The sequence below is a fragment of the Kineosporia mesophila genome (assembly GCF_021129235.1).
Classification (GTDB): domain Bacteria; phylum Actinomycetota; class Actinomycetes; order Actinomycetales; family Kineosporiaceae; genus Kineosporia; species Kineosporia mesophila.
In genome coordinates this window covers 19868-34599 of sequence record NZ_JAJOMA010000001.1, presented here as the reverse complement: position 1 = coordinate 34599, position 14732 = coordinate 19868, and the positions used below count along the sequence as shown (strand labels likewise).

At 70.9% G+C, this 14732-nt stretch carries 14 protein-coding genes; 7 read left to right on the top strand and 7 right to left on the bottom strand.

Going from position 1 to position 14732, the window contains the following annotated elements; all coding sequences use genetic code 11:
* Window positions 1-127: 127 nt before the first annotated feature.
* From rsrA to LR393_RS00160, 4 genes are all read right to left on the bottom strand, one after another.
* Window positions 128-385: a mycothiol system anti-sigma-R factor gene (gene rsrA / locus LR393_RS00175; RefSeq protein ID WP_231480771.1), complete on the bottom strand. Its 258-nt coding sequence runs from the start codon at window positions 383-385 to the stop codon at window positions 128-130.
* The gene (locus LR393_RS00170) at window positions 382-1119 is read right to left on the bottom strand and encodes a sigma-70 family RNA polymerase sigma factor (protein WP_407937280.1); all 738 of its coding nucleotides are present in this window, start codon (window positions 1117-1119) and stop codon (window positions 382-384) included. The genes rsrA and LR393_RS00170 overlap by 4 nt, the downstream gene beginning before the upstream one ends.
* Before the next feature lie 188 nt (window positions 1120-1307).
* Window positions 1308-2012: an alpha/beta hydrolase family protein gene (locus tag LR393_RS00165; protein WP_231480769.1), complete on the bottom strand. Its 705-nt coding sequence runs from the start codon at window positions 2010-2012 to the stop codon at window positions 1308-1310.
* Complete coding sequence (locus LR393_RS00160) at window positions 2012-2893, bottom strand: SOS response-associated peptidase (protein WP_231480768.1); 882 nt, start codon at window positions 2891-2893, stop codon at window positions 2012-2014. The genes LR393_RS00165 and LR393_RS00160 overlap by 1 nt, the downstream gene beginning before the upstream one ends.
* A 105-nt stretch (window positions 2894-2998) precedes the next feature.
* On the opposite strand from LR393_RS00160, the gene LR393_RS00155 reads away from it, so the two are divergent.
* From LR393_RS00155 to rsgA, 3 genes are all read left to right on the top strand, one after another.
* Window positions 2999-3661, top strand: a complete 663-nt coding sequence (locus LR393_RS00155) for a DoxX family protein (protein ID WP_231480767.1) — start codon at window positions 2999-3001, stop codon at window positions 3659-3661.
* A gap of 130 nt (window positions 3662-3791) precedes the next feature.
* Window positions 3792-5123: a 3-phosphoshikimate 1-carboxyvinyltransferase gene (gene aroA, locus LR393_RS00150; protein ID WP_231480766.1), complete on the top strand. Its 1332-nt coding sequence runs from the start codon at window positions 3792-3794 to the stop codon at window positions 5121-5123.
* Window positions 5120-6154, top strand: coding sequence for a ribosome small subunit-dependent GTPase A (gene rsgA / locus LR393_RS00145; RefSeq protein WP_231480765.1), 1035 nt, complete (start codon window positions 5120-5122; stop codon window positions 6152-6154). The genes aroA and rsgA overlap by 4 nt, the downstream gene beginning before the upstream one ends.
* Here rsgA and LR393_RS00140 read toward each other — a convergent pair.
* Entirely contained in the window at window positions 6148-6630 is a 483-nt protein-coding gene (locus LR393_RS00140) for a DUF2231 domain-containing protein (RefSeq protein WP_231480764.1), read from the bottom strand. The two genes, rsgA and LR393_RS00140, sit on opposite strands and share 7 nt — an antisense overlap.
* Window positions 6631-6826: 196 nt before the next feature.
* Here LR393_RS00140 and hisN point away from each other — a divergent pair, with 196 nt between their 5' ends.
* Together hisN and LR393_RS00130 are read left to right on the top strand one after the other, a co-directional pair.
* Complete coding sequence (gene hisN, locus LR393_RS00135) at window positions 6827-7576, top strand: histidinol-phosphatase (RefSeq protein ID WP_331282889.1); 750 nt, start codon at window positions 6827-6829, stop codon at window positions 7574-7576.
* A 794-nt stretch (window positions 7577-8370) separates the two neighbouring features.
* The gene (locus LR393_RS00130) at window positions 8371-8832 is read left to right on the top strand and encodes an RrF2 family transcriptional regulator (RefSeq protein ID WP_231480762.1); all 462 of its coding nucleotides are present in this window, start codon (window positions 8371-8373) and stop codon (window positions 8830-8832) included.
* Here the strand turns inward: LR393_RS00130 and LR393_RS00125 are convergent.
* Together LR393_RS00125 and LR393_RS00120 are read right to left on the bottom strand one after the other, a co-directional pair.
* On the bottom strand, window positions 8829-9566 hold the full coding sequence (locus LR393_RS00125; protein ID WP_231480761.1) for a TetR family transcriptional regulator: 738 nt from the start codon (window positions 9564-9566) through the stop codon (window positions 8829-8831). The genes LR393_RS00130 and LR393_RS00125 overlap by 4 nt on opposite strands.
* Before the next feature lie 270 nt (window positions 9567-9836).
* Window positions 9837-10148 carry a hypothetical protein gene (locus tag LR393_RS00120; RefSeq protein ID WP_231480760.1) on the bottom strand — a complete coding sequence of 104 codons (312 nt, stop codon included), beginning with the start codon at window positions 10146-10148 and terminating at the stop codon, window positions 9837-9839.
* Between the two features lie 592 nt (window positions 10149-10740).
* Between LR393_RS00120 and LR393_RS00115 the strand changes: the two genes are divergently transcribed.
* Entirely contained in the window at window positions 10741-12174 is a 1434-nt protein-coding gene (locus tag LR393_RS00115; protein ID WP_231480759.1) for a 3' terminal RNA ribose 2'-O-methyltransferase Hen1, read from the top strand.
* A complete protein-coding gene (locus LR393_RS00110; RefSeq protein ID WP_231480758.1) occupies window positions 12171-14732 on the top strand; it encodes a polynucleotide kinase-phosphatase in 2562 nt (853 codons plus the stop codon). The genes LR393_RS00115 and LR393_RS00110 overlap by 4 nt, the downstream gene beginning before the upstream one ends.

Sequence of the window (14732 nt, the reverse complement as noted above, 5' to 3'; positions counted from 1 at the left end):
CGAAACACACAGAAGGCGTTGCCCCCTCACGGGAGCAACGCCTTCTGTGTGTACGGGCCAGGCTCTAGGTCCTGTCCTGCGGATCATCGCCTACTGTGGGGCAACCGGTGGGCCGGCTGGACAGGTCCTAGCCGTTCAGCTCGATCCGGGCCTCGGTAATCTTGATCATGATGCGGTCGCGCAGGTCGGCGGGGGCCGTCTCCCGGCAGCAACGGCGCACCAGGGCCTTGAGCGCTACGTCGAGGTCGTACTGCTGCAGGCAGGGCGAGCAGTCGTCGAGGTGCTGGCGGATCTGGTCCAGATCCGCCTCGCCGAGCTCACCGTCCAGGTATTCGTAGACCTGGTCGAGCACCTTGGAACAGTCGGGCTCATTGCAGCTGCTCATGCCGCACCATCCTCTGACCGCGCGGCGACGAAGCCGCGTTCCGCAGCGTACTCCTCGAGCAGGTCACGCAGCTGCCGTCGGCCGCGGTGCAGCCGCGACATGACCGTGCCGATCGGGGTGCCCATGATCTCGGCGATCTCCCGGTAGGCGAAGCCCTCGACATCGGCGAGGTAGACCGCGATGCGGAACTCCTCGGGGATGCGCTGCAGAGCCTCTTTCACGTCCGAGTCGGGCAGCCGGTCGAGCGCCTCGGCCTCGGCGGAACGCAGCCCGGCCGAGGTGTGCGAACCGGCCCGCGCGATCTGCCAGTCCTCGATCTCGTCGGTCTGGGCCTGCTGGGGCTCGCGCTGCTTCTTGCGGTACGTGTTGATGTACGCGTTCGTCAGGATCCGGTACAGCCAGGCCTTCAGGTTCGTGCCCGGCTGGTACTGATGGAAGGACGCGAACGCCTTGGTGAAGGTCTCCTGGACGAGATCCTCGGCGTCCGCGGGGTTACGCGTCATCCGGAGGGCCGCCGAGTAGAGCTGGTCCAGGTACTGCAGGGCATCCCGCTCGAAGCGGGCAGACCGCTCCTCGGGGTTCTCAGTCGCCGGTGCGCGACCCGCTTGGGCATCCATCACCGACGAGCCTAGCTGCACCGGAGCGGCTTTTCCCGCCCAGGTTCGCCCTGTGGACTGGCCGGACGACTGATTGGTCCCGGAAGACCGTTCTTCCACCGTCGTCACGAGTAGCAACGGCGCACTCCTCACTCTTCGCGGACGCCCATGAACAACCCCGCCGTCACGATCACGGTTGCTGTCATGAGGGATTTACGTAACGGTCACCGAAGGTCACGAACCCACCTGCCTGGATTCTCCGACACGCCCGGGCCCACGGGCCGATGATTACTTTCGCAGTGGTCACAACGCACGAAGCCGGGAGGTCATTCCGCTCCGTCGACCGCGGTTGGCCACGCCCTGGCCCATTCGGGCAGGCGGTCGGCGACCGCGTCCGCGACCGGTCCGTACTTCTTCAGAGAGTGATCACCTTCGACGCCGCGGACCTCGACGCCGGGCAGTTCCAGCGCCGCGATGTCGGGCCCGGAGCCGAACGCGTCGCGGTGCCCCTGCACCACCAGCACGTCGATATCGGCCTCGTGCGGCAGCGCCAGTTCGTGGGCCCGGGATTTTTCCGGACGGCCGGGCGGGTGGAGGGGGAAGGCCAGGCAGAGCACCGCCCGGGCGCCGTGGGCGGCGGCGGTGCGGCAGGCCACCCGGGCCCCCGCGCTGCGGCCCCCGACCACGAGGGGCACCCCGGGCAGGGCGGGCAGAGCCTCCATCACGGCGTTCCAGCCGATGTCGAGCCGGGGCGGCGGCGAGGCGACCTTCTTGCCGGCCACCCGCCAGGGCTGCTCGACCAGCACGGCCTGCCAGCCGGCGGCCACGGCCCGATCGCGCACCGCGACCAGGTCGGCCGCACCGATACCGCCCCCGGCTCCGTGCCCGAGCACGATCCGGCCCACCGGCGGCCCGTCCGGCGTCCAGAGGTGGGCGCGGGCCGGGCCCGTCCCGGTCGGGATCTCGACCACGACCGACGCGAGCTCCCCCACCGGACGCTCGGCCTCGTCCTCAATCACTCGGCTCGCCATCAGAACAGGGAATCCTCGACCGGACCGCCGAGCAACTCCCCGGTGGCCGGGTCGACCACGCCGATCAGGCTGTCGGCGGGGGCCGGCTCGAGCAGGGCGGGCCCGTCGTTGCGCACGGAGTTCACCCGGGTGGTGATCGGCAGCGCCGAGAATCGGCCCGCCGGAAGGTCAATGGTCAGATTGTGGACGTCGGCGGCGGCCTTCACGCCCGGGTCCAGCCAGGCGGCCCAGCGGTCTTTCGGCAGCACCAGCGGCATCCGGTCGTGGATCGTGTCCAGACCGGGCTCGGCGGCGGTGGTGATGACGGCGAAGGTGACCAGCCAGGCGACCGGGCCGTCGGGGTCCGCGGCCCGGTCGCGCCAGAACTCGTAGATCCCGGCCAGGGCCAGGCCCGGCGAACCGTCGGCGGGGCTCATGAAGAACGGCTGCTTGCGGGGCTTGCCCTTGGCATCCTTCTCGGTCGGGCTGACCTGCCACTCGTACCAGCCGTCGGCCGGCACCAGGCAGCGCCGCGACAGCGCGGCCTTCTTGAAGGCGGGTTTGTCGAGCAGTGTCTCCAGCCGGGCGTTGATCATGCGGGCGCCCCCGGAGGCGTCCTTGCTCCACGACGGCACCAGACCCCACCGCAGCGGGCGCAACTGCCGCACCGCCCGGGCGTCGTGCTGCGCATCGTTGGCCAGGGCAGCCGTCACCAGGGCATCCACATCGGACTCGTCGGGCGCCGGTTTCTCCATCCGTTCCATCACCACGGGCACGGTGTCGGTGGGCGCGATGTTGTACTTCGCCTCCACCGCCCGGGGATCGTCGAGATGGTCCTCCTCGACCTCGAACTCGACGACGAGCTCCTCGTGACCGCGACTCGACGCGTACCGTCCGCACATGTGATCCAGCCTAAACGCCGCGCCGGGCTGTGAACCGGTGCTGATTTAGGTGCTTTTCCGGCCTGTCCGTTCGCGTCGGAGGGCGATCAGGAGTAGCAAAGGACCATGACGATCGTCCGCCGTATTGCCCGCCCCCTGCTTGCCGCTCCCCTGATCCAGTCCGGGGTCGAGGTCGCGCGTCATCCCGCCTCCCACGCCGAGGCCGCCAAGCCGGTCCTGAACCAGGTCTCGGGGCCCCTGCGCCTGCCGAACGACCCGGTGATGGTCGTGCGTTCCGCCGGTGCCGTGACGGCCGTCGCGGGTTCGCTGCTGGCCGTCGGCCGCCTGCCGCGGCTCTCCGCGCTGGCGATCGTGGCCACCGCCCCCGTGGTGCAGCCGATCGAGCCCTTCTGGAAGGAGAAGGACCCGACGCTGCGTCGCGAGAAGCAGGCCACGTTCGTGAAGACGCTCGGCCTGATCGGCGGCGCGCTGCTGGCGACGGTGGACACGCAGGGCAAACCCAGCGTGGCGTACCGCGGCCGCAAGGCCCGCAAGGCCGCCGCCGTCGCGGTGCGGGAGGCGCGCGTGGACGCGTCCGAGTCGCTGATCGAGGTGCGCGACTCCGGCCGCAAGGCCACGAAGAAGGCCAGGAAGGCCGCTCAGCAGGCCGCGAAGGACGCCGGCAAGACCAGCCGCCGGGCCCGCCGCAAGGCCGAGAAGGTCACGGCCAAGCAGTACGCCAAGGCCCAGAAGGCGGCTCGCAAGGCCGGTGACAGCCTGCACGTCTAGGGCGTGTGCTCCCCGGGCTGCACGAGCCCGGGGACACGGGGCTGCCTCCGCACGCTCACGGCGGATAGTCTCGTCGCTCGATACCTGTGTTAACGGTGAAGGCGATGACGGAAGTGGCGCGAGCGAAACGATGAGTACCCCGGTGAGCGACGAGGCGACAGAGAACTGGCCGGCCCCGACCGTGGAAGGCCCGGTCTCCGCGACGGTGTTCCTGCCCGGTTCCAAGTCGCTCACCAACCGGTATCTGGTGCTGGCCGCGATCGCCGACGAGCCGTCCCGGCTGCGCGCTCCCCTGCGGTCCCGCGACACGCTGCTCATGGCCGAGGCCGTGCGCAGCCTGGGCACCGACCTCCAGGACGCGGGCGCCACCGGGGCGTTCGGCGCCGACTGGCTGATCACGCCTGGGCGTCTGCGTGGCCCGGCCTCGATCGACGTCGGCCTGGCCGGCACGGTCATGCGTTTCGTGCCGCCGATCGCGGCCCTGGCCGACGGCGACATCTTCTTCGACGGTGATCCGCACGCCCGGGTCCGGCCGATGGGCCCGATCATCAACGCCCTGCGCGGTCTCGGGATCGACGTCGACGACAACGGCGGCGGGCGTCTGCCGTTCACCGTGAAGGGCACCGGCTCGGTGCGGGGCGGCACGCTGGAGATCGACTCCTCGGCGTCGTCCCAGTTCGTCTCCGCGCTTCTGCTGGCCGGCGCCCGGTTCGAGGAGGGCCTGACCCTGCGCCACATCGGCGGTCAGGTGCCCAGCGAGCCGCACGTCACGATGACCGTCGAGGCGCTGCGTGACGTCGGCGTGGTCATCGACGACTCCGAGCCCGACGTGTGGCGGGTCGAGCCCGGCCGGGTCGGCGGCCTCGACGTGATGGTCGAGCCCGACCTCTCCAACGCCGCGCCGTTCCTGGCCGCGGCCATGGTCGCGGGCGGGCAGGTGACGATCCCGGGCTGGCCGCAGTACACCACCCAGGCGGGCGACCACCTGCGCGACCTGTTCGACGAGATGGGTGCCGACGTCACCCTCGACCGCGACGGGCTGACCGTGCGCGGCACCGGCGAGGTCTACGGCCTCGACGCCGACCTGAGCGCGGCCGGTGAGCTCACCCCCACCGTTGCCGCGATCGCGGCGCTCGCCGGTACCCCGTCGCACCTGCGCGGCATCGCGCACCTGCGGGGCCACGAGACCGACCGGCTCAAGGCCCTGGCCACCGAGCTGAACCGGCTCGGCGGCGACGTCACCGAGACCGAGGACGGCCTGATCATCAAGCCGGCCCCGCTGCGCGGCGGCGTGTTCCACAGCTACGCCGACCACCGGATGGCCACGGCCGGTGCGGTGATCGGGCTGAAGGTGCCGGGCATCAGCGTGGAAGACATCGGCACCACCGCCAAGACCCTGCCCGAGTTCACGCAACTCTGGGAGCGGATGCTGACCGGTCCGGACGGCACCGGACACCGGTGAGTCCCCGGCGGAGGGGCCAGGACGACGAGTCCCAGATCCGGTTCCGGCCCAACCCCAAGGGGAACCGTCCCCGCACCAAGGAACGCCCGCTGCACGCGGACGCCGTGACGGCCCAGGTCGTCACCGTCGACCGCGGCCGGTTCGGCTGTCTGCTGGGTGGTTTCGGCAGTGAAGAGGCCGACGACCTGGTCATCACCGCGATGAAGGCCCGCGAGCTGGGCCGCACCGCGGTGGTGGTCGGCGACCGGGTGGGCCTGGTCGGCGACGTGACCGGGTCGGCCGGTTCGCTGGCCCGCATCGTCCGGGTCGAGCCGCGCACCTCCCTGCTGCGGCGCAGCGCCGACGACACCGACGTGGTCGAGCGGGTGATCGTGGCGAACGCCGACCAGCTGGCCATCGTCACCGCGCTGGCCGACCCGGTGCCGCGCCCGCGCATGGTCGACCGCTGCCTGGTCGCGGCCTACGACGCCTCGCTCGACCCGCTACTGGTGCTGACCAAGGCCGACCTGGCCGACCCGGCGGAGTTCACGGCCCAGTACGCGGCGCTCGACGTGCCCTGGCTGGTCTCCCGGCGCTCCGGCGAGGGCGTCCAGGGGCTCGACGCCGTGCGTGAACGCCTGGCCGGGCGCGTCACCGTGCTCGTGGGCCACTCCGGCGTGGGCAAGTCCACCCTGGTCAACGCCCTGACCGGGTCCGACCGGGCGATCGGCCGGGTCAACGACGTGACCGGCCGGGGCCGGCACACCTCCACCTCGGCGGTCGCCCTGCGACTGCCCGGCGGCGGCTGGGTGGTGGACACCCCCGGCGTGCGGTCCTTCGGCCTGGGGCACGTCGACCCCGACCGTCTGGTCGGGGCCTTCCCGGAGCTGGAGGCCGGCACCGACGAGTGCCCGCGCGGCTGCACCCACGACGAGCCGGAGTGCGGGCTCGATGCGTGGGTGGCCGAGGGCCGGGCCGGGGCGTCCGGCCCGGCCCGGCTGGAGTCGTTCAGGCGACTCCTGCGGGCGCGGGTGGGAACGCCCGACTACTGATTCGTCGAGGCGATCGAGTCTTTCCACACTGCCTTGGCGCCGCTGTCGCCCACCCGGTAGGTCCAGGCGATCGCCGCGACGCCGACCGCCAGGGTCAGCACGATCGAGGTCGCCAGCTTCGGGGTGGAGGTGCGGGGGGCCTCGTCCCGGGTGCGCAGTAGCAGCCAGACGACGAGCGAGACCACGAACTGCGCGATCGCGAAGTAAATCAGGTACTGCGCAATATCACCGTGGTCCTTGGCCACCGGCTCGAAACCCGGATTACTGAGACGGGCCTGGAGTTTCTCGCCGGATTCCAGGGCGGCGTAGGTCGCGGCGGCGGCGAGAAGATTTCCCAGCACGGCCCACGGGAGCTCGCGGCGCCAGCGGGGACGGATCACGAATGCGACCGTGACCACCGACATCAGCGGCAGCAGCACGACGACGGCGTGGACGACGAGCGCGTGGACCGGCAGACCGTTGATGAGATCGAACATGGCGAGAAGCTTAAACCCTCAATCAATTCTCGGCGATGTATCAAAGGTTCTAGTACCTGGTCCTACTCGGCCCGGACACAGGAATTCCTGAGCCATTTCCCAGTAATCGCAGTGTTCACCACCGTGACCTTCGCGTGACCAAGGGGCTGTACCGTCGGCGGCTGTGGGCTATGAAGACGATCTCCGCCTTGCACACGTGCTCGCGGACCAGGTGGACTCGGTGACGCTGGCCCGGTTCCAGGCGGCGGACCTCCGGGTGGAGACGAAGCCCGACCTCACCCCGGTGAGCGACGCCGACCGTTCGGCCGAGGAGATGATCCGCACCCAGCTCAAGCGCACGCGGCCGCGCGACTCGGTGCTCGGCGAGGAGTTCGGCGTGACCGGGAACAGCCCCCGGCAGTGGATCGTCGACCCGATCGACGGCACCAAGAACTTCGTGCGGGGCGTACCCGTCTGGGCCACCCTGATCGCGCTGGTCGACAACGGGACGCCGGTGGTCGGCCTGGTCTCGGCCCCCTCCCTCCAGCGGCGCTGGTGGGCGAGCCAGGGCACGGGCGCCTGGACCGGGCGGAGCCTGACCAAGGCCCGGCGCATCCAGGTGTCGGGCGTCGCCGAACTGCAGGACGCCTCGCTCTCCTACTCCTCGCTGGGCGGCTGGGACGAGCGCGGCCTGGGCGACAACTTCGCCGAGCTGATGCGCACGGTGTGGCGGACCCGGGCCTACGGCGACTTCTGGTCGTACATGCTGCTGGCCGAGGGCGCCGTGGACATCGCCTGCGAACCCTCGCTGGAGCTGTACGACATGGCCGCGCTGGTGCCCATCGTGGTCGAGGCCGGCGGCGTGTTCACCTCGGTGGAGGGCAAGGACGGCCCGTTCGGCGGCAGCGCCGTGGCCACCAACGGCCTCCTCCACGCCGACACCCTGGGACTGCTCACCAGCACCTGAAGCCCGGCCTGAAGTCTGGGTGCCAGCAACGTGGCCCACAGGTCGAACCAGCCGTACCCACCGGCGGCGCCCGAGGGAGGGTTGCCCTGGCCGATCACGCCCAGCACCGGGTCGAACGGCGCCCAGGCCCAGGTGTTCAGGTGGGTGCCGAGCAGTTCCAGGTAGGTCACCACGACGAAGGCCCCGACGTAGAGCAGCCGGGCCCGGCCCCAGACCAGGAACCCGAGCAGGCACAGGAACCAGAAGGCCCCGAGCACGTCCTGCCGCTGCGCGAGAACCAGGCCGTGCACCGCCCAGGCCCCGCCCACGAGCGCGGTCGCACCGACGAAGAACCGCGGGTGGGCCCGGAGCGGACGGCTGCGGCCGAGGGCGAGCGCGGCCAGGTAGACCAGGCCGTGGCCGGGCGGGACGAACAGCGGCACGGTGCCGATCCGGTACACGTAGGCCTCGAGCAGCGGCGAGAACGTGTACTCGACGATCGAGGCGAAGAGCACCACCAGCAGGGTCTGCCAGCGCACCAGCACGCTCTCGCGGCTCAGCAGGTAGCCGAGCATCGCCCAGGTACTCACCCCCAGCACCAGCTGGCGGGTCAGCTCGCTGACCGGCAGTGATGCGACGGGCACGGCATCGACCAGCAGGAACATCCCGATCCAGAGCAGGACCACGCCGACGAGGACGAGCTCGGGGTCGACACGCCGCCTGGTCATGTCCACCAGGTTCGCAGAGCCCCACACCCGGGCGGCGAGCAGGTCGAGCAGGTCGGCCCATCCCCCGGCTACCGGCACAATGGCCTGGTGCGCATCTCCGCGAAGACCGACTACGCAGTCCGGGCGGCCCTCGAGCTGGCCGCCGCCCCGGAGGGTGTGTGGATCAAGACCGAGACCGTGGCCGAACGGCAGAGCATCCCGCTGCCGTTCCTGCTGAACATCCTCGCCGAGCTGCGTACGGCCGGTCTGGTGCAGAGCCGGCGCGGGGCCGAGGGTGGTTACCGCCTGGCCCTGCCCTCGACCGAGATCAAGATCGCCGACGTGATCCGGGTGATCGACGGCCCGCTGGCCAACATCGCCGGTGAGCGGCCGGAAGACGTCGCCTACTCGGGCGCCGCCACGGCGCTGCGCGACATCTGGGTGGCACTGCGGGCCAAGATGCGCGTCGTGCTGGAGGGCGCCACCCTCGCCGACGTCGCCAACGGCACCCTGCCCGCCGAGGTCACCGCGCTGCTCGCGGACGACGACGTCTGGCGCGCACGCATCTAGGTCTTACGCAGCGTCCGGGAGATCTCGGCGACCACGTCGTCCATCGGCTGCCCGGCCCGGAACACGGCCACCACCACGTCGTCCCGGTCCCCGACGGGGACCGGCGGCGGGTCGGTGCGGGCGCCGAACGTAGCGGTCACCCAGCCGCACGAGGAGTCCAGGTCGGCCACCGGGTCGTAGTTCCCCCCGGCGCGCAACCACTCCCGCAGCACGGCGTTGTGGGCGGCGACGACCGCGGCCGCGATCACGTCGGCCCGCAGCACCACCTGGGCCTCCGGCAGGCTGCCCGAGAGCCGGCCGCGCAGATAGCGGCTGAACGTGCGCTCGTACCGCTGCACGCTGGCCAGCTCTCGGTCGCGCAGCGCGGGGACACTGCGCGAGAGCCGGTACCGCTGCACCGAGACCTGCGGGTCGTCGAGGTAACTGAGCAGCACCAGCTTCACCGCCCCGCAGATCGCCTCGATCGGGTCGAGCGCGGTCTGCGCGATCAGGTGCTGATTGACCATGGCGAGCAGGGAGTCGTGATCGGGGAAGATCACGTCGTCCTTCGAACGGAAGTACCGGAAGAACGTGCGCCGGGCGATCCCCGCGCGCTCCGCGATGGCGTCGACGGTGGTGCCGTCGTACCCGCGGGCCTCGAACAGCTCGAACGCCGCCGCCGCGATCCGCCGCCCGGTGTCCGGATGGCTGCCCGGGGCGGTCTGCTCTCCAGGGACGAGCGGAACCCGTGACATGCCCGTGACCATACCCGGCGAACAAGAACAGGCGATGGCGCAGACCGAGGGCCGGCTCACCCCACATACCTGCTGGAGGACGCGGGTGGGCGCCCAAGGCGCACCGGCGCCGGTAGGTGCGGGCCTACGTCCCCGCCCAACCCCTTCGTGATCATGCAAAACCTCCCCAGAGTTCTAGAACTGTCGAGTCAGGAGTTCTAGAACGCCGGGGAGTGGGGGCACCTCCCGGCCGAAGGCTGGGGGATTTGCATGATCACGAACTAGGGAAGTTCAGGCTGTGCGGCGCAGGGCCGGGTCGAGGCGGCGGCGGGAGGCTTCCGGGAGACTGGCCTCGACGCAGGCGGGGCAGGCGTCGTGGGGGGTGGCGGAGAACGAGCGCTCCCAGAACACCGTCCAGCCCGAGGTCCATTCACCGCAGAGCGTCTTGCGGGAACCGGCCGGCCAGGCGTGCTGCACCCCGTAGGGCACCCAGGCGAACGGCGGCTTGCCGGACGTCGACCGCACCTTGTGCGTCGCGGTCACGTAGAGCTGCGTGTCGGCGTGTTTGGTACCGCCGAGGGTGGGGGACAAGGTGCTGGTCATGGCCCGACTCCTCTCGTGAGGCCGAGACGGCCCGCCGGGGAGGGAGACCGCACGGCTCGCGTGCCCAACAGGGGGAGGGTCGGCGCTCGTGAGGGCGCCGATGCACTCAGTGCCATCATTAAGGCACCGGATGCATACGGCGCGCAAGAGGTCCTCCCGGTTTCGGGCCGACCGGACGGCCGGGCGTCGACGAACGGCTCTTCCGCACGGTCCGGCGGTCAGGGCTCCAGATCGACATCTGGGCCTCCGAGAATCCGTTCAGCACACCGGGGGGCCGAGAACGGGGACTTGTTTCGCCATGGGTATCGACACGCTGGTCGACCGGATCCGCGAGTCGCGGGAGACCATTGCGGCGACCGGCGAACAGCAGTCCACCACCGCCGCCGGCGTGGCCGGCACCAGCTCCCGTGATCACCGAAAAGGCCCAGCTCACATGGAGCCGGGCCATGGAGGTGCGCCGCTGCGGGATCTCGGTCCAGGACCGGACCACGGTGCTGCGCGAGCTCGTCGAAAGCCCGTGATCAGCAATGAACAGGCCGGAAGAGGCGAAAATGCGTGGGCCTGAGGCCCCCGCCTTGACAGACTGGCGCCTGTGTTCCTGACCATCACCTCGACCAGCGACCGGGACGAGGCCCCGGCCACCGACCTGGGCTACCTGTTGCACAAGCACCCCGACCGCGCGCAGAAGTTCGGCCTGCCCGTCGGTACGGCGCATGTGTTCTACCCCCGGGCCGATGCGACGACCTGCACCGCGGCGCTGTTGCTGGAGGTCGACCCGATCGCGCTGGTACGGGGTCGCGGCTCGAGACCGGTAGACGGTTTCTCCCTCGCGCAGTACGTGAACGACCGGCCCTACGCCGCGTCGTCACTGCTCGCCGTCGCCCTCGGCAAGGTGTTCAAGACTGCCATCTCGGGCCGCTGCGACGTGCGGCCGGAGCTGCCCGGCACCCCGCTGAACCTGGAGATCGAGGTACCGGCACTGCCCTGCCGGGGCGACTCGGACCTGGCCCGCAGCCTGTTCGAGCCGCTGGGCTGGACCTGCACGGTGACGCCGGTGCCCCTGGACCCGGAGCTCGGCTGGGGCGACTCGCCCTACGTGGACCTGCGGCTGACCGGTGAGCAACTGCTCTCCGACGCCCTGAGCCAGCTGTACGTGCTGCTGCCGGTGCTCGACGACGCCAAGCACTACTGGGTCACCGCCGACGAGGTGGACAAGCTGGTCCGCGCCGGGGAGGGCTGGCTCGCCACCCACCCCGAGCGCGCCCTGATCACCGAGCGGTATCTGCGCCACCAGCGGTGGCTGGTCGACGACGCCGCCGAGCGGTTCGCCGGGCTGGAAGACGCCCCGCCCCCCGAGAGTGAGCTCCTGGACGACGAGGCCGCCACTTCGGAAACCCGCGTCCCCCTGGCCACACAGCGTCTCGACGCCCTCCTCGAGACCCTGGAGGCCTGTAAGGCCCGGAGCGTGGCCGACCTCGGCTGCGGTGAGGGCAAGCTGCTCGGGCGGCTGCTGGAGAACCCTCGGTACCAGCGCATTCTCGGCGTGGACGTATCGCACCGATCGCTGCGCGCCGCCGCGCGCCGGCTGCACCTGGACGATCTGCCCGACCGCGCCGCCGAGCGCATCGAGCTGCGCCAGTCGTCGCTGGTCTACGCCGACCCCGGCCTGGCCGGCTTCGACGCGGCGGTGCTGTCCGAGGTGATCGAGCACGTCGACGAGTCCCGGCTGCCGGCCCTGGCCTCCAGCGTCTTCGGTCCGGCCCGGCCCGGCGTGGTGCTCGTGACCACCCCGAACGTGGAGCACAACCAGCACTTCGGGATGTCCGAAGGCCAGATCCGGCACACCGACCACCGTTTCGAGTGGGACCGGGCGACCTTCCAGGCCTGGGCCTCGGCCGTGGCCGGGCAGTACGGATACGCGGTGCGCTTCCAGGGCATCGGGGCGGAACACCCCGAGGCCGGGCCGCCCACCCAGATGGCCGTCTTCACTCTCGACCCGTCGTCTGCCGCAGAGGTGTCCCGATGACCGACCACCACCTGACCCTCCCGGACACCTGCCTGGTGGTGCTCGTCGGGGTCTCCGGCTCGGGCAAGTCCACCTTCGCCGCCGCGAAGTTCGGCCGCTACGAAGTGCTTTCCAGCGATTTCTGCCGGGGCCTGGTCTCGAACGACGAGAACTCGCAGGACGCCACCACCGACGCGTTCGACGTGCTGCACCACATCGCCGGTAAGCGCCTGGCCGCCGGGCTGCTGACGGTGGTCGACGCGACCAACGTGCAGAAGGAGTCGAGGGCGAGCCTGCTGAAACTGGCCCGCGACCACGACGTGCTGCCCGTGGCGATCGTGCTCGACATGCCGCAGGAGGTCTGCCTGCAACGCAACGCCGCGCGCCCCGACCGCACCTTCGGCGACCGGGTGATCCACCGGCAGGCCGACCAGCTACAGCGTTCGATCAAGGGCCTGCGCCGCGAGGGTTTCCGGCGGGTGCACGTGCTCGACACCCCGGAGAAGGCCACCGCCGCGGTGATCGTGCGCGAGCCGCTGCTGAACGACCTACGCGACCGTACCGGCCCGTTCGACGTGATCGGCGACGTGCACGGCTGCCGCTCCGAGCTGGAGAGCCTGCTGGGCAAGCTCGGTTACGGCGTGGTGCTCGACCCGGACGGCCATCCGGTCGACGCCGTGCCGCCGACCGGGCGCACCGCCGTGTTCGTCGGCGACCTGGTGGATCGTGGCCCCGACTCCCCCGGCGTGCTGCGCCTGGTGATGGGCATGATCGAGTCGGGCCACGCGCTCTGCGTCAGCGGCAACCACGAGCACAAGCTGGTGCGGGCGCTCAGCGGGCGCAACGTGAAGCTCACGCACGGGCTGGAGCGCACCATGGCCCAGCTCGAGACCGAGACGCCGGAGTTCCGGGCCGAGGTCGCGAGTTTCTGCGACCGCCTGGTCGCGCACTACGTGCTCGACGGCGGCAACCTGGTGGTGGCCCACGCCGGGCTGAAAGAGGCTTACCACGGCCGGGCCTCGGGCCGGGTGCGGAGCTTCGCGATGTACGGCGACACCACCGGTGAGACCGACAGCTACGGCCTGCCGGTGCGTTACCCGTGGGCGAAGGATTACCGCGGCCGGGCCATGGTGCTCTACGGGCACACGCCGACCGTCGTGCCGGAGTGGGTCAACAACACGCTCTGCCTGGACACCGGGTGCGCGTTCGGGGGAAGCCTGACCGCGATGCGTTACCCGGAGAAGGAGATCGTCAGCGTGCCGGCCGAGCAGGTCTGGTACGAACCCGCGAAACCCCTTGCCACACCAGCCGCATCAGCCGCCCCGGTCGCGACCCGCGACCCCGATCTCCTGACACTCGCCGACGTGTCCGGCAAGCGGTCGGTGGAGACCCGGCACCACGGCCGGGTGACGGTCACGGCCGAGAACGCGGCCGGTGCCCTGGAGGTGATGAGCCGCTACGCGATCGACCCGCGCCGGCTGCTTTACCTGCCGCCGACCATGGCCCCGACTCCGACGAGCAACCGGCCCGGACTGCTGGAGCACCCCACCGAGGCCTTCGCCGCCTACGCCAAGGAAGGCGTGCCGGAGGTGATCTGCGAGGAGAAGCACATGGGCTCGCGGGCCGTGGTACTGGTCTGCCGCGACGCCGGGGTGGCCTCCGCCCGCTTCGGTCTCCCCGCTGACCGCACCGGTGTGATCCACACCCGCACCGGGCGTCCGTTCTTCTCCGACTCCGACACCGAAACCCTGCTCACCACCGTGCGTTCCACTCTGGAGAGCACGGGGATCTGGGACGAGCTGGAGACCGGGTGGCTGCTGCTCGATTCCGAGATCCTGCCCTGGTCGCTGAAGGCGGGTGACCTGATCCGTCAGCAGTACGCCGCGGTCGGAGCCGCCGCCGGAGCCTCGCTGCCCCCGGCCGTGAGGGCGCTGACCGCTGCGGCACAACGGGTTCCGTCACTCCTCGAACTGCGCAACCACACCACTGCACGCCGGGAGGCGGCCACCGCGTTCCGCCAGGCCTACCGGCGGTACGTCTGGCCGACCGACGGCCTGGAGGGTGTGCGGATCGCACCGTTCCAGGTGCTCGCCGGCGAGGGAAAGACCTTCCACGACCGCGACCACCTCTGGCACCTGGCCCTGGCCGACCGGCTGGTGGCCGCCGACCCGCTGTTCCGGACCACCGCCCGCACGGTGCTGGATCCCGCCGACGAGACCGCCGTGGCCCAGGCCGTGACCTGGTGGGAAGACCTGACCGGTCAGGGCGGCGAGGGCATGGTGGTCAAACCCCTGGCCAACCTGACCCGGACCAAACGCGGCCTGGTGCAACCCGGTTTGAAGGTGCGTGGGAAGGAGTACCTGCGCATCATCTACGGCCCCGACTACCTGCTCGAAGAGAACCTGAGCCGGCTGAAGTCCCGTGCGGTGGGCCGTAAACGGTCAGCGGCCCTGCGGGAGTACGCGCTGGGCCTGGAATCTCTGGAACGGGTGGCGGCGGGCGACCCGCTGTGGCGGGTGCACGAGGCGGTCTTCGCGGTGCTGGCCCTGGAGTCCGAGCCGGTCGACCCGCGCCTGTAA